General features: G+C 72.9%; 23 protein-coding genes. 4 read left to right on the forward strand and 19 right to left on the reverse strand.

All coding sequences use genetic code 11. From position 1 onward, the window contains the following. Nucleotides 1–14: 14 nt before the first annotated feature. Genes AB0J97_RS24280 through AB0J97_RS24290 form a run of 3 tightly spaced genes read right to left on the reverse strand, consistent with a single transcriptional unit; the run spans nt 15 to nt 2,984 of the window. The gene (locus AB0J97_RS24280; RefSeq protein WP_364092187.1) at nt 15–713 is read right to left on the reverse strand and encodes a phosphatase PAP2 family protein; all 699 of its coding nucleotides are present in this window, start codon (nt 711–713) and stop codon (nt 15–17) included. After that, nucleotides 700–1,425, reverse strand: coding sequence for a phosphatase PAP2 family protein (locus AB0J97_RS24285; RefSeq protein ID WP_357704987.1), 726 nt, complete (start codon nt 1,423–1,425; stop codon nt 700–702). Before AB0J97_RS24285 ends, AB0J97_RS24280 begins: the two co-directional genes overlap by 14 nt. Beyond that, entirely contained in the window at nt 1,422–2,984 is a 1,563-nt protein-coding gene (locus tag AB0J97_RS24290) for a phospholipase D-like domain-containing protein (RefSeq protein ID WP_364092189.1), read from the reverse strand. Before AB0J97_RS24290 ends, AB0J97_RS24285 begins: the two co-directional genes overlap by 4 nt. Nucleotides 2,985–3,048: 64 nt before the next feature. On the opposite strand from AB0J97_RS24290, the gene AB0J97_RS24295 reads away from it, so the two are divergent. Then, the gene (locus AB0J97_RS24295; protein WP_364092191.1) at nt 3,049–3,924 is read left to right on the forward strand and encodes a diacylglycerol kinase family protein; all 876 of its coding nucleotides are present in this window, start codon (nt 3,049–3,051) and stop codon (nt 3,922–3,924) included. Here AB0J97_RS24295 and AB0J97_RS24300 read toward each other — a convergent pair. Continuing rightward, entirely contained in the window at nt 3,921–5,243 is a 1,323-nt protein-coding gene (locus tag AB0J97_RS24300) for an MFS transporter (protein ID WP_357704995.1), read from the reverse strand. The genes AB0J97_RS24295 and AB0J97_RS24300 overlap by 4 nt on opposite strands. A 136-nt stretch (nt 5,244–5,379) precedes the next feature. Here AB0J97_RS24300 and AB0J97_RS24305 point away from each other — a divergent pair, with 136 nt between their 5' ends. Beyond that, nucleotides 5,380–6,879 (forward strand): cobyric acid synthase, encoded by a 1,500-nt coding sequence (locus AB0J97_RS24305; RefSeq protein WP_364092193.1) that lies wholly within the window; start codon nt 5,380–5,382, stop codon nt 6,877–6,879. Here the strand turns inward: AB0J97_RS24305 and AB0J97_RS24310 are convergent. From AB0J97_RS24310 to AB0J97_RS24340, 7 genes are all read right to left on the reverse strand, one after another. Further along, on the reverse strand, nt 6,849–7,961 hold the full coding sequence (locus AB0J97_RS24310) for a 1-acyl-sn-glycerol-3-phosphate acyltransferase (protein ID WP_364092195.1): 1,113 nt from the start codon (nt 7,959–7,961) through the stop codon (nt 6,849–6,851). The two genes, AB0J97_RS24305 and AB0J97_RS24310, sit on opposite strands and share 31 nt — an antisense overlap. Before the next feature lie 40 nt (nt 7,962–8,001). Further along, nucleotides 8,002–8,814, reverse strand: coding sequence for a patatin-like phospholipase family protein (locus AB0J97_RS24315; protein ID WP_357705002.1), 813 nt, complete (start codon nt 8,812–8,814; stop codon nt 8,002–8,004). A gap of 58 nt (nt 8,815–8,872) precedes the next feature. Beyond that, nucleotides 8,873–9,247 (reverse strand): hypothetical protein, encoded by a 375-nt coding sequence (locus tag AB0J97_RS24320; protein ID WP_364092197.1) that lies wholly within the window; start codon nt 9,245–9,247, stop codon nt 8,873–8,875. A 156-nt stretch (nt 9,248–9,403) separates the two neighbouring features. Beyond that, nucleotides 9,404–10,024, reverse strand: a complete 621-nt coding sequence (locus AB0J97_RS24325; protein WP_364092199.1) for a LysE family translocator — start codon at nt 10,022–10,024, stop codon at nt 9,404–9,406. A gap of 17 nt (nt 10,025–10,041) precedes the next feature. Continuing rightward, nucleotides 10,042–10,989: a quinone oxidoreductase gene (locus AB0J97_RS24330; protein WP_364092201.1), complete on the reverse strand. Its 948-nt coding sequence runs from the start codon at nt 10,987–10,989 to the stop codon at nt 10,042–10,044. A 149-nt stretch (nt 10,990–11,138) separates the two neighbouring features. After that, the gene (locus AB0J97_RS24335) at nt 11,139–12,056 is read right to left on the reverse strand and encodes a virginiamycin B lyase (protein ID WP_364092203.1); all 918 of its coding nucleotides are present in this window, start codon (nt 12,054–12,056) and stop codon (nt 11,139–11,141) included. Further along, entirely contained in the window at nt 12,050–13,567 is a 1,518-nt protein-coding gene (locus AB0J97_RS24340) for an ABC-F family ATP-binding cassette domain-containing protein (protein WP_364092205.1), read from the reverse strand. Before AB0J97_RS24340 ends, AB0J97_RS24335 begins: the two co-directional genes overlap by 7 nt. 119 nt (nt 13,568–13,686) lie before the next feature. Between AB0J97_RS24340 and AB0J97_RS24345 the strand changes: the two genes are divergently transcribed. Further along, complete coding sequence (locus tag AB0J97_RS24345) at nt 13,687–14,274, forward strand: TetR/AcrR family transcriptional regulator (RefSeq protein WP_357705015.1); 588 nt, start codon at nt 13,687–13,689, stop codon at nt 14,272–14,274. Nucleotides 14,275–14,388: 114 nt separating this feature from the next. On the opposite strand, the gene AB0J97_RS24350 is transcribed toward AB0J97_RS24345, so the two are convergent. Genes AB0J97_RS24350 through AB0J97_RS24385 form a run of 8 tightly spaced genes read right to left on the reverse strand, consistent with a single transcriptional unit; the run spans nt 14,389 to nt 21,818 of the window. Beyond that, nucleotides 14,389–14,538 (reverse strand): hypothetical protein, encoded by a 150-nt coding sequence (locus AB0J97_RS24350; protein ID WP_357705018.1) that lies wholly within the window; start codon nt 14,536–14,538, stop codon nt 14,389–14,391. A 24-nt stretch (nt 14,539–14,562) separates the two neighbouring features. Beyond that, on the reverse strand, nt 14,563–16,251 hold the full coding sequence (locus AB0J97_RS24355) for a serine/threonine-protein kinase (RefSeq protein ID WP_364092208.1): 1,689 nt from the start codon (nt 16,249–16,251) through the stop codon (nt 14,563–14,565). 25 nt (nt 16,252–16,276) lie between these two features. After that, nucleotides 16,277–17,221 (reverse strand): hypothetical protein, encoded by a 945-nt coding sequence (locus AB0J97_RS24360; protein WP_364092210.1) that lies wholly within the window; start codon nt 17,219–17,221, stop codon nt 16,277–16,279. A gap of 54 nt (nt 17,222–17,275) precedes the next feature. Then, entirely contained in the window at nt 17,276–17,941 is a 666-nt protein-coding gene (locus tag AB0J97_RS24365; protein ID WP_364092211.1) for an HAD family phosphatase, read from the reverse strand. Then, complete coding sequence (locus tag AB0J97_RS24370) at nt 17,934–19,004, reverse strand: ABC transporter ATP-binding protein (RefSeq protein ID WP_357705026.1); 1,071 nt, start codon at nt 19,002–19,004, stop codon at nt 17,934–17,936. Before AB0J97_RS24370 ends, AB0J97_RS24365 begins: the two co-directional genes overlap by 8 nt. Further along, the gene (locus AB0J97_RS24375; protein WP_357705028.1) at nt 19,001–19,855 is read right to left on the reverse strand and encodes an ABC transporter permease subunit; all 855 of its coding nucleotides are present in this window, start codon (nt 19,853–19,855) and stop codon (nt 19,001–19,003) included. The genes AB0J97_RS24370 and AB0J97_RS24375 overlap by 4 nt, the downstream gene beginning before the upstream one ends. Continuing rightward, complete coding sequence (locus AB0J97_RS24380) at nt 19,843–20,667, reverse strand: ABC transporter permease subunit (RefSeq protein ID WP_364092214.1); 825 nt, start codon at nt 20,665–20,667, stop codon at nt 19,843–19,845. The genes AB0J97_RS24375 and AB0J97_RS24380 overlap by 13 nt, the downstream gene beginning before the upstream one ends. Beyond that, the gene (locus AB0J97_RS24385) at nt 20,664–21,818 is read right to left on the reverse strand and encodes an ABC transporter substrate-binding protein (protein ID WP_357705032.1); all 1,155 of its coding nucleotides are present in this window, start codon (nt 21,816–21,818) and stop codon (nt 20,664–20,666) included. Before AB0J97_RS24385 ends, AB0J97_RS24380 begins: the two co-directional genes overlap by 4 nt. 112 nt (nt 21,819–21,930) lie before the next feature. On the opposite strand from AB0J97_RS24385, the gene AB0J97_RS24390 reads away from it, so the two are divergent. Beyond that, nucleotides 21,931–22,689: a GntR family transcriptional regulator gene (locus tag AB0J97_RS24390; protein WP_364092216.1), complete on the forward strand. Its 759-nt coding sequence runs from the start codon at nt 21,931–21,933 to the stop codon at nt 22,687–22,689. Nucleotides 22,690–22,721 lie beyond the last annotated feature (32 nt).

The raw sequence follows: 22,721 nt of genomic DNA on the forward strand, positions 1-22,721 counted from the left end.
CGAGCCGACCCGCGCTAGTCGTGGACGGAGGCGGGACGCTTTCGGTCGCCCTTCACGGCCGCCTGCCGGGTGTCCCAGGTCCGGTAGAGGATCGACCGCGCGGCCACCACCACGCAGAACACCCCGAGCAGCAGCCCCCAGGTCACGTCCGAGAAGAAGTGCATGCCGCGGTAGAGCCGGGAGAAGGCGACGATCAGCGGGGCCGCGATCCCGATCGTCCAGATCACCACCTGCAGCGCCCGGTTGCGTACGTGCGTCGTCAGCACCAGCGCCAGCCCGCAGTAGAACGCGACGGCGGCGCTGACGTGTCCCGACGGAAAGCTGGAGGTCGGCGGCGCGGGGTCGAGGTGGTGCACCGGCGGGCGGCTGCGGCCGACCGGCTCGGTGGTCGCCAGGAAGACCAGCGACTGGCCCCAGACCGCGGCGATCATGAAGAACGACTCCCGCCAGCGCTTGTACACCAGCCGGAACAGGATCACCGCCACCGCCGTGAACGCCACCACGTAGGGCGTGTCCGACAGGCTGGTGCCGTAGTCGGTGAGGGTGTTCCACAGCGACGTGCGGATCGAGGCGAACTCCTTGCTCACGGCCACGTCGCCGGGCTGGGGGACGCCGACGATGAGCAGCCCCATGCCGTACGAGACGGCGCCCATCAGCACCAGAGGTAACACCAGCGACAGCGCGTAGTACCGGACATGCTCAGCTTTGCTCATCGGGCACCTTCACCGGTTCGGGTTCCATACCTTCCGACAGCGGCGCGGTGGGCCTGCGGCCCGTGTCGCGCCGCCACGTCTCGAACGCCGCCGCGGTCGCGGCGATCACCGCCACGCCCAGCACGATCCCCGCCACGACGTCGCTCACCCAGTGCACGCCGAGAGCGATCCTGGTGAAGCCCACCGAGACCACCACGAACCAGGCCAGCACCCAGGCGAGCCGCCGCCCCCACCGGGGCAGCATCGGCAGCAGGAGCAGGGTGACGACCCCGGCCCCGAGGGTCACGTTGACCGCGTGGCCGGAGGGGAAGGAGTCGCCGGGCGCCAGGGCGACGGGGTCGGGCAGGTGCGGCCGCACCCGCGCGACGAGGATCTTGAGGCCGAGCCCGATCAGGCCGCCCGCGGTCACGGTCGTGATCGCCCACAGCGCCAGCCTGCGCCTGCCGTGCATCAGCAGCCAGACCGTGAACGCGCCCACCGCGATCCGCCACGGCCACGGGCCGAACAGGTCCGTCCAGACGATGAGCACCCGGGTCACGCCGGGGTGGGCGAGCGCGTACTCGTGCAGTTCGCGGGCCGCTCCGGCGTCCAGCTCGTTGAGCGGCATCTTGGCCACGACGAGCAGCAGGGAGAACGGGATCATGATGAGCGCGACGGCGAACGCCGCGACCGTCATCCGCGGCCCCAGCCTGTGGAGCAGGAACGTCTTCATCGGAACCTCCGCGATCTCCGCAGCTCCGGCGGCCGGCCGTCGGGGTCGACGGCGAACCGGTAGAGCGGCATGGCCATCGCCCTGCGGACCCTGGACAGCGTGGGGGCGGGGTGCGGGCGTAACCGGCCGGCCGGGCGCGGTCCCCGGCAGCCGGAGGAGTGCCAGTCCTCCAGCCGGGCCGCCGACCCGGCGAAGGCGTCGAACGCGGCGACCGGGTCGCACAGCTCGTCCCGGCCGGCCTCGGACTCCTCGTCCAGGTGCTCGGACATGAGCGTCAGCCGCAGGTCGCGGGCGAACCTCAGGGCGCCGTGCGGCGGCCTCGGGTCCTCCCGCTCGTCCAGGACGGCGCAGCTCAGCTCCGAGTCGTAGGTCCACGAGCGCAGGTTGACGTTGTCCGACCCGACCGAGGCCCACACGTCGTCCACCACGCACACCTTGGCGTGCACGTAGACGGGGGTGCCCTGGTGGTTCTCCAGGTCGTAGATCGCGACGCGGTCGCCGCCGGCGCTCGTCAGCCGGTTCAGCGCCTCGACCCGGCCGATCAGGCTCGCCGGGCCGGCCAGCCAGCCGTCCTGGTCGGGGTGGCGCGGGACCACGATGATCATCCGTAGCTCCGGCTCGCGCTCCAGCGCCTGCGCGAACGGCTCGATCACGTCCGTGGACCACAGGTACTGGTCCTCCAGGTACACCAGCGACCGGGCCCTGCCGAGCACCTTGTGGTAGGCGTGGGCGATGCTGCGCTCCCCGTCCGGCGCGAACGGGTACGCGCTGCGCCGGGCCGGATAGGTGCGCAGGAGCTGCACGTGGTGCGTGCCGGCGCGCGGGGGCGGCGGGCCCGGGTCGGGCAGCGGGGGAGCGTCGTCCAGCCTGCTCAGATGGTCGCGCAGGCGGCGCAGCGGGTCCCTGGTCTCGGGGGCCGGGTCCTCCCAGCGTTCGCAGAAGGTCTTCTCCACCTCGGCGACCGCCGGGCCGTGGATGGCGAGCTGGATGTCGTGCCAGGGCGGGCGGGGGCCGTACACGTCGGGCATCGGGCAGGACTGCGGGTCGCCCAGATGCTCGGCGTCGTCGCGGCGGCTGTGGCACAGGTCGATGCCGCCGACGAAGGCCACGTCCGCCGAGGGGTCGCGGTCGTGGCGGAGGATGACGAACTTCTGGTGGTGCGAGCCGCCCGGTTTGGTCCGCGTGTCGAGCATCGCCTGCCCGTGCGCGTTCTCGATCTTCTCGCCCAGGTGCCGGTTCTCGGCCGCGCTGAAGCGCAGGCGGTCCAGGTGGGAGCGCCAGATGAGGCCCCTGACGATGACGCCGCGCTCGGCCGCGGCGCCGAGGGCCGCGCTCACCGTGGGCCCGTCGTCGGTCAGCCGCTCGTCGGGGTCGCCCCGCCAGTCGGCGAACAGCAGCAGGTCGTCCTTGCGCAGCGCCGCCAGGCGGCTGTTCAGCTCGGCGAAGTACGTGGCGCCGTGGATGAGCGGGCGTACCTCGTTGCCGCTGGACCAGGCGTCGAGCCCGGTCGCCCGGTTATCGCGTTCCTCCTCGGTGAGGAACCAGTCCTGGATGCGCATTCGGCCACCGCTACCCGCATGAAAGCCATTCATAACCCCGCAAACCACGGGTAGTGCGGGAGGAGTGTCCCCCACAATCGCAGTTGTCGCACATCAGAAGAAGATCCTCGGCGCCGGGCTGGACCGGCTGCGCGTGCTGCTCACCGAGCGGGACGTCGGAGAGCTGATCTGGCACGAGGTGCCCAAGAGCAAGAAGGCGCCCAAGAAGGTGCGCAAGGCCCTGGAGGCGGGCGCGGAGCAGGTGTTCGTCTGGGGCGGTGACGGCATGGTGCAACGGTGCGCCGACGCCATGGCCGGCTCCGGCGTGCCGATGGCGATCCTGCCCGCCGGCACGGCCAACCTGTTCGCCGGCAACCTGGGCATCCCCACCGACCTGGAGGAGTCCGTACGGATCGGTTTCGAGGGCCGCCGCGCCCAGCTGGACCTCGGGCTGCTCAACGGCGAGCACTTCGCGGTCATGGCCGGCGCCGGGTTCGAGGCCGAGATGATCGCCGAGGCCGACGGCAAGGCCAAGCGGAAGTTCGGCAGGCTCAGCTACGTCAAGGCCGCCGTCCGGCACGTCGGCGGGCCCCTGGTGCCGATGAAGGTCAAGGTCGACGGGGTCACCTGGTTCGAGGGCGAGGCGAGCTGCCTGCTGCTCGGCAACGTGGGCACGATCGCCGGCGGGATCGAGGCGTTCGACGACGCCCGGCCGGACGACGGCTGGCTGGAGGTCGGGCTGTCCACGGCCAAGGGGCCCATCCAGTGGGCCAGGGTGATGGGCAAGATGGCCGCCGGACGGTCGGAGGACTCGCCGTTCGTGCGCATCACCCGGGCGCGCAAGGTGACGGCCCGGTTCGGGTCGCCGCTGACGTACGAACTGGACGGGGGCGACCGCGAGGCCACCACCAAGCTCAAAGCCGAGGTGGCCCCGGGGGCGCTGACCGTCTGCCTGCCCTAGCCCGCGCGGGCGGCGTCCATGACCCGCCCGGCGTCGCGCTCGAAGGAGGCGCGGGCGCCGAGCGTCAGGAGGCCGCCCACGATCATGGGGACGACCAGCAGGTACATGCCGCCGATCAGCGAGCCGAACCGGTCGGAGGCGATGCCGACGACGAGCGAGCCGAACGCCCCGGCCGCCGTGATCAGCAGTTGCAGCACGGCGAAGCCGAGACCGCGCGCCGCGGCCGGGACGACGTCCGCCAGGCAGGCCGTCATGTTCGGGATCGCGATCGACATCAGCGAGCAGGCCAGCAGGACCAGCGCGGTCATCGGGCCGATCGAGTCCATGGCGAGCGCCCCGGCCAGCACCGCCGCGCCCGCAGTGATGCCGCCGCCGCCGGCCAGCAGCCTGCCGCCCTTGCGGGTGCCGTGCCACCGGCGGCCCAGCCAGGAGCCGACCAGGGTGCCGGCCAGCGTTCCCGCGATGGTGATCAGGCCGCTCAGCGAGCCGGCGGCGCCGACGCCGACGCCGTACTCGCGGACCATGAGGGTGGGCAGCCAGTAGAAGATGCCGGCCAGGCCGAGGGTGAGCAGGCCCAGCCCGGCGCACACGAACAGCAGCGTCGGGATGCGGATGACCTGCCCGAACTGCTGCCAGAAGGGCGCCTTGGGCGTCGCGGGCCGGGCTGCGGGCGGCTCGACGGCGGCTCCGGCCACCATCCGGTCCAGGTCGCCGCGGCCCGGCTCGCGCAGGAACCAGCAGAGCACCGCCGTGAGCACGCCGGGCACCACCATGACCAGGAACGCGGTGCGCCACGAGTACGCCTCGGCCAGCACGCCGCCCAGCAGCGTGCCGACGCCGCCGAGATAGGTCGTGACGCGGGTCAGCCCGTACGCCTTGGCCCGGCTGACCGGCGGGTAGTAGTCGGCGAGCAGGCTGCCGGCCGCCGGGTTGTCGATGTTCTCGGCCGCCGCGAGCAGCACCCGCATCAGGTAGAACATCACGAAGCCGGTGGCCAGGCCCGACCCGAGCGTGGCGACGGCCCACAGGAGGACGACCACCGCGATGATCCGCGTACGGCTGAACCGGTCGGCGAGGAAGCCCGCGGGCAGGGAGACGATCGCGGCCGCGAGCGCCGCGGCGGTGGGGATCGAGCCCGCGGCGGTGTCGCTGAACCCCCACTCCTTCTGGACGAGCGGCAGCACCCCCGACAGCAGGTTGTACTCGATCCGGTCCACGAGTCCGACGATGAAGAGCACGACCAGCGGCGCCCAGCCGAACGGCGCCCGGGTCTGCGCGTCGATGGCGCCGGCACGCGGCGATCCCAACGTCCTGACCATGCTCACCCTTCCAGTAGGAAAATCTAGAATGCTGTTCTAGGCGAACGTTCTAGACAGAGTGGCAGAAGTCACACGATTCGTAAATGGCCGTTTTCTGGGAAATTTCGCAGTTTGGGGCTCATGTACGGTGATCTGCATGAACGCTGCGCGGCTCACCGGGGCGATGCTGGTCGCCGGCACCACCTCCGACGCGGGCAAGAGCGTGGTGACCGCCGGGATCTGCCGCTGGCTGGCCCGTCAGGGCGTGCGCGTGGCGCCCTTCAAGGCCCAGAACATGTCGCTGAACTCCTACGTCACCGCCGGCGGCGCCGAGATCGGCCGCGCCCAGGCCATGCAGGCCCAGGCCGCCGGGCTCGAACCGGTCGCCGACATGAACCCCGTCCTGCTGAAGCCGGGCAGCGACCGCCGCAGCCAGGTCGTGCTCCTGGGCGAGCCCGTCGCCGACGTGGACGCCATGGAGTACGGCGCGCTGAAGGACCTCCTGCGGACCACCGCCCTCGCCTCCCTGGAACGGCTGCGCGCCCGGTACGACGTGGTGATCTGCGAGGGCGCCGGCAGCCCCGCCGAGATCAACCTGCGCCGCGGCGACATCGCCAACATGGGCCTGGCCAGGGCCGCCGGGCTGCCCGTCGTCGTGGTCGGCGACATCGACAGGGGTGGCGTGTTCGCCGCCTTCCACGGCACGGTCGCGCTGCTGGACGCGGCCGACCAGGCCCTCGTCTCCGGCTTCGTCGTGAACAAGTTCCGGGGCGCCCGCGAGCTGCTCGAACCCGGCCTCGACATGCTCAGGAAGCTCACCGGCCGGTCGGTGTACGGCGTGCTGCCCTGGCTCGACGGCCTCTGGCTGGACGTCGAGGACTCCCTCGCGCTGGACTCCCGCCGGGTCGCGACCGGCCGGCCACTGGGCAGGCAGACGTTGCGGGTGGCGGTCGTCCGGCTGCCGCGCATCTCGAACTTCACCGACCTGGACGCGCTGGCCGCCGAGCCCGGTGTGGTGGTGCGCTTCGTGACCGACCCGGTCGAGCTGGACGACGCCGACCTGGTGGTGCTGCCGGGCTCGCGGGCCACGGTCGAGGACCTGGCCTGGCTGCGGCGTACCGGCCTGGCCGATGCCCTCCTCGCCCGGCGCGGGCCCGTCCTGGGGATCTGCGGCGGGTTTCAGATGCTCGGCCGGGAGATCGTGGACGAGGTGGAGTCGCGGGCGGGCCGGGTGGACGGGCTCGGGCTGCTGCCCGTGCGGGTCGAGTTCGCGCCGGACAAGCGGCTCGGACGGCCGGTCGGGCGGGCCTACGGGGAGCCGGTCAGCGCGTACGAGATCCACCACGGCCGGGCGACGGTCGAGGGCGGCGAACCCTTCCTGGACGGCTGCCGCGCCGGCGACGTGTGGGGCACCACCTGGCACGGCGCCCTGGAGAACGACGCCTTCCGGCGGGCGTTCCTGGCCGACGTCGCCGACCGGGCCGGGCGCGCCTTCGTCCCCGCCCCGGACACCGACTTCGCCCGTCTGCGCGAGGCCCGCCTCGACGCCCTGGGCGACCTGATCGAGGAGAACCTCGACACCGACGCCCTGCTGGGCCTGCTGCGCGACGGCCCCGCCCCGGTCCCCTACCTGCCGCCGGGCGCCCCCTCACCCTGATCCGGCACCACTTCCTGATCCGGTGGCGCCTCCTGATCCCGGGCCGTTTCCCGGTCCGGCGGCGTTTCCCCGTCCCGCGTGGAACGCTGGGCGGTGATCCAGGCGTCGATCTCCTCCCAGTGGGAGTACAGCCAGCGGACCTGGCTCTCCCGGTCCCGGGGCACCTCGGCCGCCGGCACCCGCCACCACTTGGCCGTGATCCGCGCCGCGTACGGCAGCCTGCGCCACACGTCGCCGATCGTGACGAGGTCGTCCAGGCCGGTGTGGGCGACGAAGATCACGTCGGCCTCCGGGCAGGCGGTGATCGCGGCGATGGCGCCGTTCGGCCGGGGCGGCAGCAGGTGGTCCATGCCGCGTGCCCGTTCCGCCTCCTCGGCCAGCCCCTTCTCCTCCAGCCGCCGGATCGCCAGCCGCCGCCGGCGTGGGGTGAAGTTGCCGCCCTCCGGGAAGATCACCAGCGCGTCGTGGTCGTCCATGGTCGTCGCCAGCCGCCGGATCTCCGCGACCACCCGTTCGCGGCCGGACCGGCGCGGCACGAAGGCGTTCGGCAGCCGGTTGACCACGACGTCGAGCGAGGGGTCGTACTGGAGGGCGGCCTTCATGACGATCCGGGGGCGGCGTTCGTACCGGGACAGCAGGAGATAGATCAGCAGGAAGGAGTCGCCCGGCCCGGCGTGCCGGGAGAGCACCACGACCGGGCGGCTCAGCCGGGCGGCGCGCTCCTGCGGGGTCGGCGGCGGCTCCTCGACGACCAGGGTCAGCCTGAAGATCCGCACGGCCACCGCGTAGACCTTCGACAGGAACCAGCGGATCAGCGCGTAGTGCCGCTCCTGGCGCCGGGCCCGGCCGAACGCCCCCGACAGCCACAGCCCGAGGCAGGCGATGAGCACCGCCGACTCCAGCGTCAGCCAGGCCGCCCCGAACCAGACGAACCGCAGCCCCCTGCGCTGCGGCGGCGGCAGCCGCAAGGAGGCCCCGAACGTGACCAGGAGCCACAACGGCAGCGTCACCAGCACGAGCACGGTGACCACGATCACGAGCGGCGCGAGGATGATCCGGCGCACGATCCGCGGCGGGAGCATCGGTGGCCTCCCTTGGGTCAGCCTCCCTGAGGTTGGGTCTTCATCCTCCTATTGTCCGCAGATAACGAGAAGAAGCCTCGTACGCCCGGTCGATGTAGGTGGAGATCTGGGACAGGTCCCGGTAGCGCAACGGCGACAGCGGCTCACCGACCCCGGCAGGCAGCACGTGCACCTCCACTCCCGGCGGCAACGTGGCCATCTCCTCGGCGAACCGGTAGCGCCGCGCGATCTCGAACGCCACCATCCCCACCTCCCAGAACCGCCGGGGCGCGGTCAGCGGCCGCTCGATCCGGCCGACGTGCAGCACGTAGACCCGCCTGGCCCCGAGTTGCACGGCCCGGCCGACGGGGATGCTGTGCACCAGCCCGCCGTCGAAGAAGTGCTCCCCGTCGATCTTCACGGGCGGCAGCAGCCCCGGCACCGCGCACGACGCCAGCACCGCCTCCACCAGCGGCCCGCTGGTGAACCAGTGGGCCGCGGCCCGCTCGACCGAGGCCGCCACGCACTGGAACGGCACCGCGAGCTCCTCGATCAGCTCCGTGCGCACCGTCCCGGCCAGCACGTCCCGCAGGGGGCCGTTGGGGTGCAGGTGGGTGCCGGTCCTGGCCAGCGTGGACAGCCGGGCCACCCACGACCCGGCGAACGCCGTGCGCACGATGTCGGACCGCCACAGCGAGGTCAGCCGGTCGACCGCCCGCGCCGGGTCGGCGGCGATGAGCGCGCCGTTGAGCGCGCCCACCGACGTGCCGACGACCAGGTCGGGCTGGACGCCGAAGTCGTCGAGCGCCTGAAGCATGCCCACCTCGTGAGCACCGAGCACACCACCGCCACCGAGCACGAACGCTGTCTTCACGCACCTCACCCTGCCCCATTTCCCGGCGCAGTGTCCTGGAAGGGAACCGGCGGCGACGCTAGCGGACGCGGGCGCAGGTGGCGGGCACGTACCCCTTCGTGACCACGAGGCCGATCTCGTCGCGCGTGGGTTTGATGTTGACCTGGTACCAGTTGTAACCACTGGCCCCGCATTTGGGGGTGTACCCGTTGCTGCCGTTGCCTCTGAGGAACTGGCAGGAGGTGAGGACGCTGCCGGTCTTGCGTGTCTGCAGCACCTGCCCGTTGTTGAAGGCGAACTCGCGCACGCCCACGTTGGACCCCGTGATGACGATCTGGCGGCAGGCGGAGGCCGCGGGGGCCTGGCTCTGCGTCTGGGCGCTCGCGGGAACGGCCGCGAGGACGAACGCGGCGGCGAGCACCGACGCGCCGACGGTGGTGCGGGTGGTGAACATTTCGCTCCTTGTCCCGAAGGAATTGCTTGTGTGGGGACGTACGGGAGCGAATGCGAAATGAGTTCAAAGATTAGCGAGAAATAAAGGAAAGTCCGGTTTCTGGAAACTGCTGTTTCTGGAAACGTCCGGAAAGCGGCTGCCGGATCGGCCCCGGGGTCAGTCGTGAAGGGCCAGCCGGAGCCCGAACCCGACGATGACCACGCCGGTCACCCGGTCGAGGACCCGCCGTACGCGGGCCGACCGCAGGACGTCGCTCATCAGCGAGGCGAACCCGATCAGCACCGTGCTCCACAGCAGCCCTTCGGCCGCGTGCACCCCGGCCAGCAGCAGCCCCATCGCCGCGTGCGGCGCCCCGGCCGGGATGAAGTGCGGCAACATCGCCACGTAGAACGCCCCGACCTTGGGGTTGAGCAGGTTGGTGAGCAGCCCGCGCCGGAACCCCTTCCCGAATCCGAACGCGTGCTGCCCGTCCTCCTCCTCGCCGGCCCGCGCCTTGGTGAGGAGCATGCGCACCCCCATCCACACCAGGTACGCCGCCCCCGCCCAGCGCAGGACGTCGTAGGCCGGCCGCGAGGCCGCCAGCAGCGCCGACAGCCCCGCCGCGGTGAGCACGCCCCAGACGAGCGTGCCGAGCTGGATGCCCAGCACCACCCCCCAGGCGGCACGCCGGCCCACGAGCAGCGACGTGCGCAGGGTGAGAGCCGTGTCGAGCCCCGGCGTGATCGTCAGGAGCGCGACGACGGCAGCGAAGGACCAAACTGCCGCACTGATGTCCACAAGGGGTGAGCGTAGCGCTAGGGAATCAACAGCAACTTTCCGGTCGTACGCCGGGCGGCCAGGTCCTCGTGGGCCCGGCCCGCCTCGGCCAGCGGGTAGCGCTCGGACACGTTGATCCTGAGCTGCCCGGAGGAGATCCAGCCGAACAGGTCGGCGGCCCGCCAGAGCAGCTCCTCCCGCTCCGCGACGTAGTGGACGAGCGTGGGCCTGGTCAGGAAGAGCGAGCCGCTGCGGTTGAGCACCTGGGGGTCGATCGGCGGGACCGGGCCGCTGGCCGCGCCGTAGAGGGCCATGAGGCCGCGCGGACGCAGCGCCTCCAGACCGCCGTCGAACGTGGTCTTGCCCACGCCGTCGTAGACCACGTGGATCCGGCCGCGCAACGCCTCGGCGAAGTCGTCGTAGTGCAGCACCTCGTCGGCGCCCGCCGCGCGGGCCAGCTTCTCCTTCTCCGGCGTGGAGACCGTGCTGTAGACCTTGGCGCCGCGCAGCTTGGCGAGCTGGATCAGCAACTGGCCCATGCCGCCGGCCCCGGCGTGCACCAGGACCTGGTGGCCCTCCTTGACCTCGTACGTCGAGTGGGTGAGGTAGTGGGCGGTCATGCCCTGGAGCATCGCCGCCGCCGCCACCTCGGCGGACACGCCGTCGGGCACCGGCACCAACCGGTCGGCCGGCACCACGGCCTTGTCCGCATAGCTCCCCATCACGCCGGCCCAGGCCACGGTGTCGCCGACGGCCAACTCGTGCACCCCCGGGCCGACGGCCGAGACCACGCCCGCCCCCTCGGACCCGATCGGGCTCGGCAGGGAGAGCGGGTAGGCGCCGGAACGGTGGTAGATGTCGATGAAGTTGACCCCGCTGGCCGCGACGTCGACCACGACCTCCCCGTCGCCCGGCACCGGATCGGGACGCTCGACGTACTCGAGAACCTCTGGACCGCCCTGGGCGGAGACGATGATGGCATGCATCCCCCCAGTCAACTCCGCCCCGCCCTCCCACCGCCACCCTGACCCACCAAGCCGCACCCCGCCGCACCCCCGCCGCACCCACGCCGCGCCTCTCCGCGCCCCGCGCCGCGCCGCGCGCCCGCCAGTTGTGGCGCGTCGCTACGGGCGGCTCACCGGGGTGCCGAGTCGGGGGTGGGCGTGACGCGGGCCAGGGCGCCGGCCTCCAAAGCCACCCAGATCGCTCCGTCGGGCCCGACCGTCAGCCCGTGCGGCTCGCTGCCCTCGGCGGGGCTCGGGGCGCCCTCTCCGGCGGACGCGGACGGCGGCACCGAGGGCAGCGGGTGCTCCTCGATCGTGCCGTCGACCGTGATGCGGCCGAGCCGCCCGGTGGCCCACTCGGTGAACCAGAGCGCGCCGTCGGGACCGGCCACGATGGCGTGCGGACGGCAGGCGCGATCGGGCAACGGGAACTCGGTGATCTTCCCGGCCGGATCGATCCGGCCGACCTGCCCGGCGCCGATCTCCACGAACCACACCGCCCCGTCCGGCCCCAGCGTGATGCCCACGGGGGCGGCCCCCTCGGTCGGCAGCGGATGCACGCTGACCTCCCCGGACAACGAGATCCGGCCGACGGCGTGGCCCTGGTTGATCGTGAACCAGAGCGCGTCGTCGCTGCCCACCGTGATGAAGGCGGGCATCCCGCCCTCCACCGGCACGTCGAAGTCGGACCGCTCGCCCGCGCCGCCGATGCGCCCGATGCGCCCGCTGCCCATCTGGGTGAACCACATCGCCCCGTCGGGCCCGGCGACGATCCCGTACGGCGAGTCGGCCGCGTACGCGGTGACCTGGCCGTCGCCGGTGATGCGGCAGACCCGGCCGCCCTTGCCCTCGGTGAACCACATCGCGCCGTCGTGGCCGGGCACGATCACCCCGGGCTGCCCGTCGGCCGGGTCGAGCTGGTGGATCACCGGCTCGCGCCCCGGCACCAGCCTGCCGACGCGGCCCTGGTGCACGAGCGTGAACCAGAGCGCGCCGTCGGCGGCGGTGGCCACGCCGTAGGGCGCGCCTTCGGGAATCATGGTCAACATACGTGTCCCCCTGTCAGTCGGATCTCGGTGCCTGAGAAATGCCGTCTCAGCGCGCGGTCGTGGGTGATCATGACCACCGCCCCGGGGTAGGCGGCGAGCGCGTGGTCGAGCTCGTCGGCCAGGGTCGGCGACAGGTGGTTGGTCGGCTCGTCGAGCAGCAGCAGGTCGTGTTCCCGGATCAGCAGCCTGGCCAGCGACAGCCGGCGCCGCTGGCCGACCGAGAGCGCGCCCACCTTCTGGCCGAGCACGTGCGGCGGGAAGAGGCCGGTGTCCAGCAGGGCCGCGCGACGCTCGTCGGCGTAGCCGTCGTGGCCGAGCGCGGCCGGCACGGGCAGGCCGGGGTCGAAGTCGTCGTCCTGGAGGAGGTGGCCGGCCCGGCACGCGGCGCGCTCGGCCATGATCCGCAACAGCGTCGACTTGCCCGCGCCGTTGGGCCCGCTCACCAGCACCCGCTCGCCCGGCCGGACGGTCAGCGACTCGATGTGGAGCCGGTCGCCGACGTGGACGTCGCGCAGCTCCACCAGGGGCCGGGGCGTGCCGGGACCGTCGCCCGCCGGGGCGGGACCGCGGAAGGCGGCCCGGAAGCGGAGCGGGGCCGGCGGACGCGGGACCGGGTCCTCCTCCAGGCGGCGCAGGCGCTCGTGGGCGTTGCGCACCCGGGCCGCCACCGAGCTCTGGACGCGGCCCGCGTTGCGGTCGTAGGCCATCTTGTTGTTGTCCTTCATGGCCCGCCCGGCCGCCACGCGGTGAGCGGTGGTGGCGGCGTGCTGGCGCACCTGCCGGACCTCCTCGCGCCAGGCCGCGTACGCCTGCTCCCACCGCGCCCGCGCCGCCGCCTTGGCGGCCAGGAAGCCGGTGTGGCCGCCGCCGAAGCGGGTGACGACCCCCTCCTCGACCTCCAGGACGGCGGTGGCCACCCGGTCGAGGAAGATCCGGTCGTGCGAGACCACGACGACCGGCCCCCGGTGCCCGCGCAGCCGCTCTTCGAGCCAGGTCAGCGCGGGCTCGTCGAGGTGGTTGGTCGGCTCGTCGAGCAGCAGCGTTGCGGGGTCGGCGGCCAGCACGCAGGCCAGCCCCAGCCGGGCGCGCTCGCCACCCGACAGGCTCGACAGCACCCGGTCGCGGGTGACGTGCGCCAGGCCGAGGCCGTGGAAGGCCCTGTCGACGCGCGCGTCGGCCTCGTAGCCGCCGCGGGCCTCGTAGGCGGTCAGCAGCTCGCCGTATTCGTCCATGACGTCGTCGGTGAGCGACGACTCCAGCTCGCGCAGCCGCCGCTCCATGGCCCGCAGGCCGGCCAGCGCGTGGTCGACCGCCTGCCGGACGGTGTGGCCGAGCGGCAGGCCGAGGGTCTGGCCGAGGTGGCCGACGTCGCCGGTGACGGTGATCTCGCCGTCGTCGGGCCGCTCGACGCCCGCCAGCAGCCTGAGCAGCGTGGACTTGCCGGAGCCGTTCTCGCCGACGACGGCCACGCGCTCGCCGGGCCCCACGGACAGGGACACCTCGGTGAGCACGGCGCGGTCGCCGTACGACTTGCTGAGCTTGCGGACGTTGATCAGGATGGAACTCCAATCGCAACTGTTGTAGCTTTAGTTTGGCACAGGTCGAGCCGTAAAAGCAACTGGAGTAGTTTTTGGAGACGAGCAGGCGTCCGGGAGGGCGCAGCGCGCGGGTGCGCGACGCCGTGCGCCAGGCGACCCTGGCCGAGCTGGCCGCCCACGGGTTCCGCGGCCTGACGGTCGAGAACGTGGCCGAGCGGTCGGGCGTGCACAAGACCACCGTCTACCGGCGGTGGGGCAGCGTGGAGGGCCTGATCTCCGACGCCCTGGAGCTGGCCAAGGACGAGCCGTGGCCGATCCCCGACACCGGCAGCGTCGAGGGCGACCTGCGGGGGGTCGTCCAGCTCGTCCGCAGCGGGTTCGCCGACCCGGAGATGGGGCCGGTGTCGTCGGCGTTCGTGGCGGCGGCCGTCCAGGACCCGCAGGCGGCGCGGGCCCTGCACGAGTTCTTCGCCGCGCGGCACGACCAGTCGGCCGAGGTGGTCCGGCGGGCGATCGCCCGTGGCGAGCTGCCCGACGTCGTCGACGTGCGGGAGGTGATCAGGGTGGCCGTCGCCCCGGTCTACTACCGGCTGTTCGTGGCGCACGAGCCGGTGAGCGAGCGGGACGCCGACCGCGCCGCCGACGCCGCCCTGGCCGCCGCCCGCGCCGGGGTCCTCTGAGCGTCCCCGATCAGGCCGGCGACCGGCAGCGTCCGGTCAGCGGCGGCGGGCGGCAGGGCCCGTCAGTGGCTGAGGCCGGAGGGGCCAGTCAGCGGCGGCGGACGGAGAGGGCCGTCAGTGTGGGCGGGTGCGGAATCGGTTCAGGAAGCGCCGGGCCTTCTCCTGGTTCTGCGGGTCGCGGGCCATGCGCTTGGCCTTCTCCACGTTCTGCCTGCCTTCAGGGCTGCGCAGGTACGCGCGCACCCGGTCCATGAGCTTCGCCATCCGCATCCCCTACCCCGATGGCCGTCATGAACGCAGGCCCGCCTGGGGTTCCTTCTGCCCCCGCAGCTCGAAGTCGTCGAAGGTCAGCTTCAGCGACGACTCGCTGTCCTTGGGCGTACGCGCGAACAGCCCGACGTGCCCGTTGCCGAGCCCGTTGGGGTCGTCGGCCTGTGCCACCCGCTTGTCGTTCACCCACATCGTCAGCCGCACCGCCGCGCCGCGCTGCTCGCACGAGGCCACGATGCGCACGCGTCCCTCCGGCTTGGCCACCTTGGCGGGCTGGGTCAGCGTGCCGCCCGCGCCGTCGTACACGCGGCGGATCCGCGCGTTCCCCTGGAGGTCGAGGCCGAACTCGTAGTAGGTGTCGTCGTCGTCGGAGTCGTGGCAGTAGACGCCGTACTCGCCGTTGCCTGCGGACTCCCGGATCTCGGCGGTGACGCCGACGACCACCGACGACGGCAACATCGGCGTGGGCGTGGCCGAGGGATCGGGCGTGGTCGTGGGCGTGGCGACGAGGAAGGGGATCGGGGCCTTGGCCCGCTGCTCCTCGCGGCCGTCCGCCACGTCGAGCCCGTACGTGCCGTCCGTGCGGTAGCCCTTGCTGCCCGTGGTGGTGGGGTCGTACGTGCCGAGCCAGCCGCCGGAGGTCTGCGTGAAGTCCTCGCGGTACAGGACGCCCAGGTCGTCGGGCGGCCCGCCCGGGGTGAGCATCGCCCAGGCGGCGACCGAGCCCGCCACGAGCACCGCCGCGGCGGCCGCGCCGATTCCGAGCAGCCTGCCGCGCCGCTTCGCCGCCGTGCCGGCCGCCGTGTTGGCCGCTGTGTTGGCTGCTGTGCCGGCCGGGGGCGCGACCTCGGTGAACGGCGTGGTGGCCTGCTGCCAGGCCACCTGCACGGTGTGCGCCGCCTGCGCGGGCGCCGCCGAGCGGCCCACGAGGTGGTCGAGGAGCTGCTGCGCGGTGGGCCGCATGGCCGGGTCCTTGCGCAGCGCGGCCCCGACCAGCTCGCGCAGGCCGGGGTCGACGTCGTCGAGGCCGGGCTCGGTGTTGAGCACCTGGTAGACGATGGCGGGCAGCGTGTCGCCGCCGAACGGCGCCCGTCCGCTCGCCGCGAACGCGATCAGGCAGCCCCACGAGAACACGTCGCAGGCGGGCGAGACCGGCTCGCCGCGCAGCACCTCGGGCGCCATGTACCGGGGCGTGCCGACCAGCTCGCCGGTGCCGGTGACGCCGCCCAGCGTGTCGAGCGCCCGCGCGATGCCGAAGTCGATCACGCGCGGCCCGACGGGGGACAGCAGCACGTTCGACGGCTTGAGGTCGCGGTGGACCACCCCGGCGCCGTGGATGGCGGTGAGCGCGGTGGCCACGCCGACGGCCAGGGCGTCGAGGCTGGACCCGCGCAGCGGCCCCGACCGGCGTACGGCCTCCTCCAGGTTGGGGCCGGGCACGTACTCGGTGACGACGTAGAGCAGGTCGCCGTCGAGCGCGGCCTCGATCACCGCGGCGGTGCAGAACCTGCGCACGCGGCGAGCGGCGTCGGCCTCCCGGCGGAAGCGCATCCTGAACTGCTCGTGCTGGCTGAGTTCCGGATTGATCACCTTGATGGCGACCTGCTGCCCGGCCGGGTCCTCGGCGAGGTGGACGGTGCCCATGCCGCCTCGCCCGAGCACGCTCAGCAGCCGGTAGCGCCCGATCTGGGATATATCACCGCTCACGGCGGGTCAGCTTACCGATTGACGGCTATCCGCCGCAGATCTCGCAGGCGGTACGCGTACGCCGCGCGTACGACCAGGCCGCCACGGCCATCCCGGCGCCCCACACCACGTACCCGGGCACGGCCACCCAGAAGAACGCCTCGGGCAGGTCGCCCCCGGAGAACGGCACGCCCCCGCCGAGCCGTTCGGCGGCCATCTGCCCCAGCGCCACCCCGAAGTAGGCCAGCAGCCCGCCGGACACCCCCGCGCCCGGCCACAGCACCAGCCGGCGCGGCACCGGCCGACCGGCCAGCCACGGCACCCATCGCGGCCACACCCGCCCGAACCGGTGGACGAGCGCCAGCGGCAGCAGCGTCCCGGCCAGCAGGAACTCCACCTCGAACGCCACCGCCCCGGCCCGGTACGGCACGGCGTCGAACCCCACGGCCGCCTGCGCCGCGATCCGCGCCAGGCAACCAGCCACGGACACGTAGGCCGCCGCGAAGGCCCACCCCGGCGTACGGCCGAGCGCCCTGGCCGAACGCGGCCCGCGCCCGCACGCCTCGCAGGTCGCCGCGGCCCGCCGCCGGTAGGCCGCGGCCGACCGCCAGAGCAGCACCCCCGAGCCCACGCAGGCCGCCTTGCTGAGCGCCCCCGTCCACGAGAACGGGATGCCGAGCCCGGGGACGACCGCGGACACCACGTCGAGCAGCAGCAGCGCCCCCGACACGATGAGCGCGCCGCCCACCGCCCACGCCAGCGCCGGCGGCGCCCACCCGAGCGGGCCGTCCGGGCGCACGGTCATCATGACCACCAGCGCCGCCGCGGCCGCCGCGCACAGGCCCACCGCCGCCCAGCCGGTGAACACGATCAGATCGGGACCGATCGGCGACATCCGCGCCGGCATGTGGCCGAGCTCCCAGTAGACGCGCAGGCCGCCGTAGAGGACCACCAGCGCGAGCGCCGCGACGGGCGTCCTGACAATGCTCATGAACGGCATCCTGCCGACGGCCGCGGGCCCGTCCCTCCCCTGCGGGAGGCGTGCTCATCCCCCGTGCGGGGGAGCGCCGAGCAGCGCGGCCCGCACCCGGGCCAGCCCGTGTGCGGGGTCCACCACCAGCACGCGGCAGCCGGCGGCCGTGGCCGCGGCCACGCCCGCCGGGCTGTCCTCGACGGCCACGCACCGCGCCGGGGCCACCCGCAGCCTGCGGGCCGCCTCCAGGTACGGGTCCGGGTGCGGCTTGCCGCGGGCGGTGTCCCCGTCGGTGATCACCAGGTCGAACGCGTGCCCGAGCCGGGGCAGCACCAGCTCCGCGATGCTCCGGGGGGAGGCGGTCACCAGAGCGGTCGGCACGGCGGCCGCGGCCAGCCCGGCCAGCAGCTCCGGCGCCCCCGGCAGGACCGTCAGTCCCTCCCTGACACGCTCGGCGAACGCCTCGGTGAGCGCCTCCGCCACCTCGCCAGAGGATCCGGCGCCGGTCCCGTCCACCAGGTACGCGGCCGTGTCGCCCACCGTGCGGCCCGCCACGTGCGGCGCGTCGGCCGCCGTCAGCGAGCGCCCCAGCGACCGGGCCACCGCCGCCACGGCCTGCCACCAGAGCCCCTCGGTGTCCACCAGCGTGCCGTCCATGTCGAACAGGACAGCGTCGAACAGGACAGCGTCGGCAGGGACGGCATCAACCTGGACCGCGTCGGGCAGCGCCTCAGGCATCGGCCGACAACACCGGCGCGGGCGCCGTGACCGTACGGGCGGCCACCAGCACCGGCCGCTCCACCAGCCGGACCGTGACCCGGGCCCCAGCGCCCAGCCGGGCCGCCTCGTGCCCCGGGACGTCGGCCAGCACCTCGCCGCCCTCCAGCGACAGCCGCAGCCGCACCGAGGCCCCCCGGAAGGACGCCGCCAGCACCTCGGCCCGCCCGTCGGGGTCGGGCGTGACCCGTACGGCCTCGGGCCGGATCAGCACGTCCACGTCGGGCTCGGCGGGCACCGGGCCGTCCACGGGAAGGAGCTGGCCGAACACGGTCACGCCGTCGCCGGAGAGCCGCCCGGCCAGGTGGTTCATGGCCCCGACGAACTCGGCGACGAACGGCGTGGCCGGACGGTCGTAGACCTCGGCGGGCGGCCCGCACTGCTCCAGCCGCCCCTCGCGCAGCACCGCGACCCGGTCGGCGATCGACAGGGCCTCCTCCTGGTCGTGGGTGACGAAGACGGTGGTGATGCCGAGGTCGAGCTGCAGCCGGCGGATCTCCTCGCGCAGCGTCACGCGCACCTTGGCGTCGAGGGCCGACAGCGGCTCGTCCAGCAGCAGCACGCGCGGTTCGAGCGCGAGCGCGCGGGCCAGGGCGACGCGCTGCTGCTGGCCGCCGGACAGCTCGTGCGGGAAACGGTCGGCGTGCGTGGGGAGCCCGACGAGTTCGAGCAGTTCGGCGGCCCTGGCGTGCCGGACGGCCGCGGGCGCCTTGCGTACGCGCAGGCCGAAGGCCACGTTGTCGCGGGCGTTGAGGTTGGGGAAGAGCGAGTACGACTGGAAGACCATCCCGGCGTCGCGCTTGTTGGCCGGCACGTTCGTGATGTCCTTGCCGTCCAGCAGCACCGCGCCGGAGTCGGGCCGCTCGAACCCGGCCACGCAGCGCAGCGCCGTCGTCTTGCCGCAGCCCGAGGGCCCGAGCAGGGCCACGAACTCGCCGGGGGCGATGGTCAGGTCGAACCCGTCGAGCGCGACCGTCCTGCCGAACACCCGGCGCAGCCCGCGGAACTCCACCTGAGCGGTCATGATTTCTTCCTTCCACTGAAGACGGTGGAGACGGCGAGCAGCAACGCCCAGATGAGCAGCAGGCTGAGGATGGAGACCGCGACGGAGAGCTGCCCCTTGGAGCCGGAGACGGTCACGATCCACACCGCGAACGGCTCGTACCCGAGCAGGCTGGCCACCGTGTACTCGCCGAGCACCAGCGCGAGCGTCAGGAACGACGCGCTGGCCAGGGCCGAGCGCAGGTTCGGCACCACGACCCGCAGCAGCACGTGCGGCCAGGACGCGCCCAGGTTCCGCGCGGCCTCGACCAGCGTGCGCACGTCCATGGTGCGCAGCCCGGCGTCCAGCGAGCGGTAGACGAACGGCAGCACCAGCACGACGTACGCGAGCACGAGCACGACGGGGAACCCCGGGTCCTGGATCGCGATCAGCGTGCCCCAGAACGGCGTCGGCGCCAGCAGATCGGCCCCGTCACGCAGCGAGGTCGTCAGCCCGGCCACGAACGTGATCGGCGGCACCACCAGCGGCAGCGTGCACAGCACCTCCATCACCGGCCGCAGCCGCGGCGCGAACAGCCGTACGGCCAGCATCGCCGGCAGCGCCAGCAGCAGGACCAGCACGATCGTCGCGGCGGCCAGCGACAGCGACATCAGCAGCGAGCGGGCGAAGCCCTCGGCCGTCAGCAGCTCGCCGTAGGCGGAGAACGACACCCCGGTGGCGGGGTTGTGGATCGTGTACCAGAGCGAGGCCCCGAGCGGGATCAGGAAGTAGGCCGCGGCCAGGGCGAACACCAGGCCGCGCCACCAGCGGGGCCGTGCGGGCGGTTTCGCCGCCGCCGCGGCGACGGGCTCCAGCCCGGTCAGCGCAGCCATCGGGAGCTCCTCCTCTGCAGCGGCAGGTAGATCGCCATCACCAGGCCGGCCACCACGATCATGTCGAGGCTGAGCGCCAGCGCGATGTTCTCGTAGCCGACCAGCACGTCACCGGTCAGCGCGCTGGCGATCTTCAGGGTGACCAGCGGCACGACGGTGCCCACCATGGCGTTGGCGGTCGCGTACGCCGAGAACGCCGACCCGAACAGCAGCACCACCCCGCCCAGCATCGCGGGCGCGAGCACCGGCAGCGCGACGAAGCGCCAGTAGTGCCAGGCGGTCGCGCCGCTGTTGGCCGCGGCCTCGCGCCACTGGGGCTTCAGCCCGTCCAGCGCGGGCGCCATGACCAGCACCATCAGCGGGATCGCGAAGTACAGGTAGACGATCGCCAGCCCCCAGAACGTGTACAGCGCCCCCGAGGGCAGCCCCACCAGGCCGCTGATCACGCCCGAGTTGCCCAGCGTGGCGATCCAGAAGAACGCCAGCGGCACCCCGCCGAAGTTGGCCAGCACGCCCGAGGCGGTCAGCACGGCCTCGCGCAGCAGCGTGAAGCGCGAGGTCACCACGGCGTAGGCGAGGAACGTGCCGAGGACGGCCCCGGCCAGCGCCACCACGGCCGACAGCTTGACGCTCCCGGCCATGGCGACGAGATAGCCGCCCTGGAGGCTCTGCGCGAGGTTGGCCAGGCTCGGCCGTCCCTGGGCGGTGAAGGCCCCCGCCACCAGCGCGACCGCCGGGACGCCGAAGACGAGGGCGAAGAAGGCCAGCAGGGGCAGGGCTCCCGCCCAGCCCCTGGAACGCGAGCGGGTCATCCCGAGATCGCGGCGTCCCAGCCGCTGGCCAGCTTGGCCTTGGCCGCGTCGACCTGCTCGGGCGTGGGGAACTCGGGCGTGCCCTCGACCTGGGGCAGCTTCTCGGCCAGCGCCTTGTCCACCGTGCCGTCGGAGGTCATGGACGGCAGCAGCACCGGACGGGCGAAGCCCTTGAGGTAGAGGTTCTGGCCCTCGGCGCTGTACAGGTACTCCTGCCACAGCCTGGCCGCCGCCGGGTGCGGGGCGTCCTTGTTGACGGCCTGGGCGTACATCTGGAAGTACTTGCCGTCGGTCGGCACGTTCACCTTCCAGTCGAGGCCCTTGGCGGACATCTGGGGGGCGTAGGCGGCGTTGTTGTAGTCCCAGTCGATGCTGATCTGGGTCTCGCCCTTCTCGATGGTCGCCGGGGTCGTCTCGACCGGGTTGTAGTTGCCGGCGTCCTTGAGCTTCTTGAAGAAGTCGATGCCGGGCTGGATGTCGTCGAAGGAGCCGCCGCTCGCGATGGCGGCGGCGTACACGCCGGCGAAGGCCGAGCCGGACTTGGTCGGGTTGCCGTTCATCGCGACCTTGCCCTTGTACTCGGGCTTGAGCAGGTCGGCGTAGCTGGTCGGGCAGTTGGCGATCTTCTTGGCGTCGCAGCCGATCGAGACGTAGCCGCCGTAGTCGTTGGTCCAGAGCCCGGTCGGCTCCTTCTGGCCCTCGGGGATCTTGTCGAACGCCTGCACCTTGTACGGCGCGAACAGCCCTTCCTTGGCGCCGCTGATCGCGAACGACTGGCCGAGGTCGAGCACGTCGGGGGCGCGGTCCTGGCCCTTGCGGGTCTTGACGGCGTTGATCTCGTCCGCGCTGGCCGCGTCGGGCGTCTCGCTCTCGATCTTGATGCCGTACTTGGCCTCGAACGACTTGATGATCTCGCCGTAGTTGGCCCAGTCGGGCGGCAGTGCGATGACGTGGAGGTTGCCCTCCTTCTTGGCGGCCTCGACGAGCTTGTCGAAGCCGCCGAAGTCGGCGGCCGAGGCGGCGGTCGCCGCGTTCGCCCCGCCTTCGGCCGTCTTGGTGGTCTGCTGGCTGCTCGGGGCGGCGCCACACGCCGCGGTGACAACGGTAAGGGCCGCGATGACGCCGGCCGTACGGGCGCGAGGTGTGAACACGTCGCCTCCACTCTCCGGGGGGTGTGGAAAGAACCTAAGGGAACTTGTACAAACAAGCGAGCACCAGTAAGTCGCATAAACATTGCTCTTTCATGAATGGAGAGGGTCGCGAATGGTTGCGCGCTATGAACGGATAGCCGCTGAGCTGCGTGATGACATCCTCACGGGCGCGTACCCGGTCGGCTCCCAGCTCCCGAGCGAGGCCGAGCTGGCCACCCGCCACCGGGCGGCGCGCGGGACCGTACGGCAGGCGGTGGCCGTGCTGGTCGCCGAGGGGCTGGTGGGGTCGCGGCAGGGCGCCAGGCGCATCGTGCTCGGCAACGCGCGCAGCCAGAGCTTCGCCGAGCTGCACAGCTTCGCCCAGTGGGCCAGGGCCAACGGCTACCGCATCGGCGGCCAGGTGGTCTCCCAGCGCCGCCGGTCCGCCACCGCGCCCGAGTCCGCCAGGCTCGGCGCGGGCGAGGATGGGGGCGAGGTGCTGGAGGTGCTGCGCCTGCGCTCGCTGGAGGGCGAGCCCGTCCTCGTCGAGCGGACCGTCTACGCCGGCTGGGTGGCCCCCGCCGTCGAGGCGCTCCCCGCCGACTGCGCGTCCGTCACCGAGGCCCTGTACGACTCCATCGGCCTGATCTTCGCCTACGGCGAGCACCTCATCGACGCCGTGCCCGCCGGGGCCGAGGACGCCCGGCTGCTGGGCGTGCGGCGCGGCAGCCCGCTCCTGCGCCAGCGCCGCGTCACCACCACCCACGAGGGCCGGCCGGTGGAGTCCTCCGACGACAGGTACCGGGCGGGCAGCGTCACCTTCAGCATCCGCAACTCGATCGGCGCCAACCCCCTGACAAGACGGGCGGGTGACTTGCGCTTCGGGCCGTAAGAACATATGTTCGATACATAAGCACGCCCGTC

This window comes from Nonomuraea sp. NPDC049607, from assembly GCF_040675375.1.
Classification (GTDB): Bacteria; Actinomycetota; Actinomycetes; order Streptosporangiales; family Streptosporangiaceae; genus Nonomuraea.

Excerpts from the sequence above, each read along its gene's own strand:
- AB0J97_RS24360 (WP_364092210.1), bottom strand. The coding sequence starts at position 17,221 with ATGAGCATTGTCAGGACGCCCGTCGCGGCGCTCGCGCTGGTGGTCCTC.
- AB0J97_RS24310 (WP_364092195.1), bottom strand. The coding sequence starts at position 7,961 with ATGCTCCCGCCGCGGATCGTGCGCCGGATCATCCTCGCGCCGCTCGTG.
- AB0J97_RS24365 (WP_364092211.1), bottom strand. The coding sequence starts at position 17,941 with ATGCCTGAGGCGCTGCCCGACGCGGTCCAGGTTGATGCCGTCCCTGCC.
- AB0J97_RS24350 (WP_357705018.1), bottom strand. The coding sequence starts at position 14,538 with ATGGCGAAGCTCATGGACCGGGTGCGCGCGTACCTGCGCAGCCCTGAA.
- AB0J97_RS24375 (WP_357705028.1), bottom strand. The coding sequence starts at position 19,855 with ATGGCTGCGCTGACCGGGCTGGAGCCCGTCGCCGCGGCGGCGGCGAAA.
- AB0J97_RS24285 (WP_357704987.1), bottom strand. The coding sequence starts at position 1,425 with ATGAAGACGTTCCTGCTCCACAGGCTGGGGCCGCGGATGACGGTCGCG.
- AB0J97_RS24290 (WP_364092189.1), bottom strand. The coding sequence starts at position 2,984 with ATGCGCATCCAGGACTGGTTCCTCACCGAGGAGGAACGCGATAACCGG.
- AB0J97_RS24390 (WP_364092216.1), top strand. The coding sequence starts at position 21,931 with ATGGTTGCGCGCTATGAACGGATAGCCGCTGAGCTGCGTGATGACATC.
- AB0J97_RS24335 (WP_364092203.1), bottom strand. The coding sequence starts at position 12,056 with ATGTTGACCATGATTCCCGAAGGCGCGCCCTACGGCGTGGCCACCGCC.
- AB0J97_RS24300 (WP_357704995.1), bottom strand. The coding sequence starts at position 5,243 with ATGGTCAGGACGTTGGGATCGCCGCGTGCCGGCGCCATCGACGCGCAG.
- AB0J97_RS24280 (WP_364092187.1), bottom strand. The coding sequence starts at position 713 with ATGAGCAAAGCTGAGCATGTCCGGTACTACGCGCTGTCGCTGGTGTTA.
- AB0J97_RS24305 (WP_364092193.1), top strand. The coding sequence starts at position 5,380 with ATGAACGCTGCGCGGCTCACCGGGGCGATGCTGGTCGCCGGCACCACC.
- AB0J97_RS24330 (WP_364092201.1), bottom strand. The coding sequence starts at position 10,989 with ATGCATGCCATCATCGTCTCCGCCCAGGGCGGTCCAGAGGTTCTCGAG.
- AB0J97_RS24370 (WP_357705026.1), bottom strand. The coding sequence starts at position 19,004 with ATGACCGCTCAGGTGGAGTTCCGCGGGCTGCGCCGGGTGTTCGGCAGG.
- AB0J97_RS24320 (WP_364092197.1), bottom strand. The coding sequence starts at position 9,247 with ATGTTCACCACCCGCACCACCGTCGGCGCGTCGGTGCTCGCCGCCGCG.
- AB0J97_RS24380 (WP_364092214.1), bottom strand. The coding sequence starts at position 20,667 with ATGACCCGCTCGCGTTCCAGGGGCTGGGCGGGAGCCCTGCCCCTGCTG.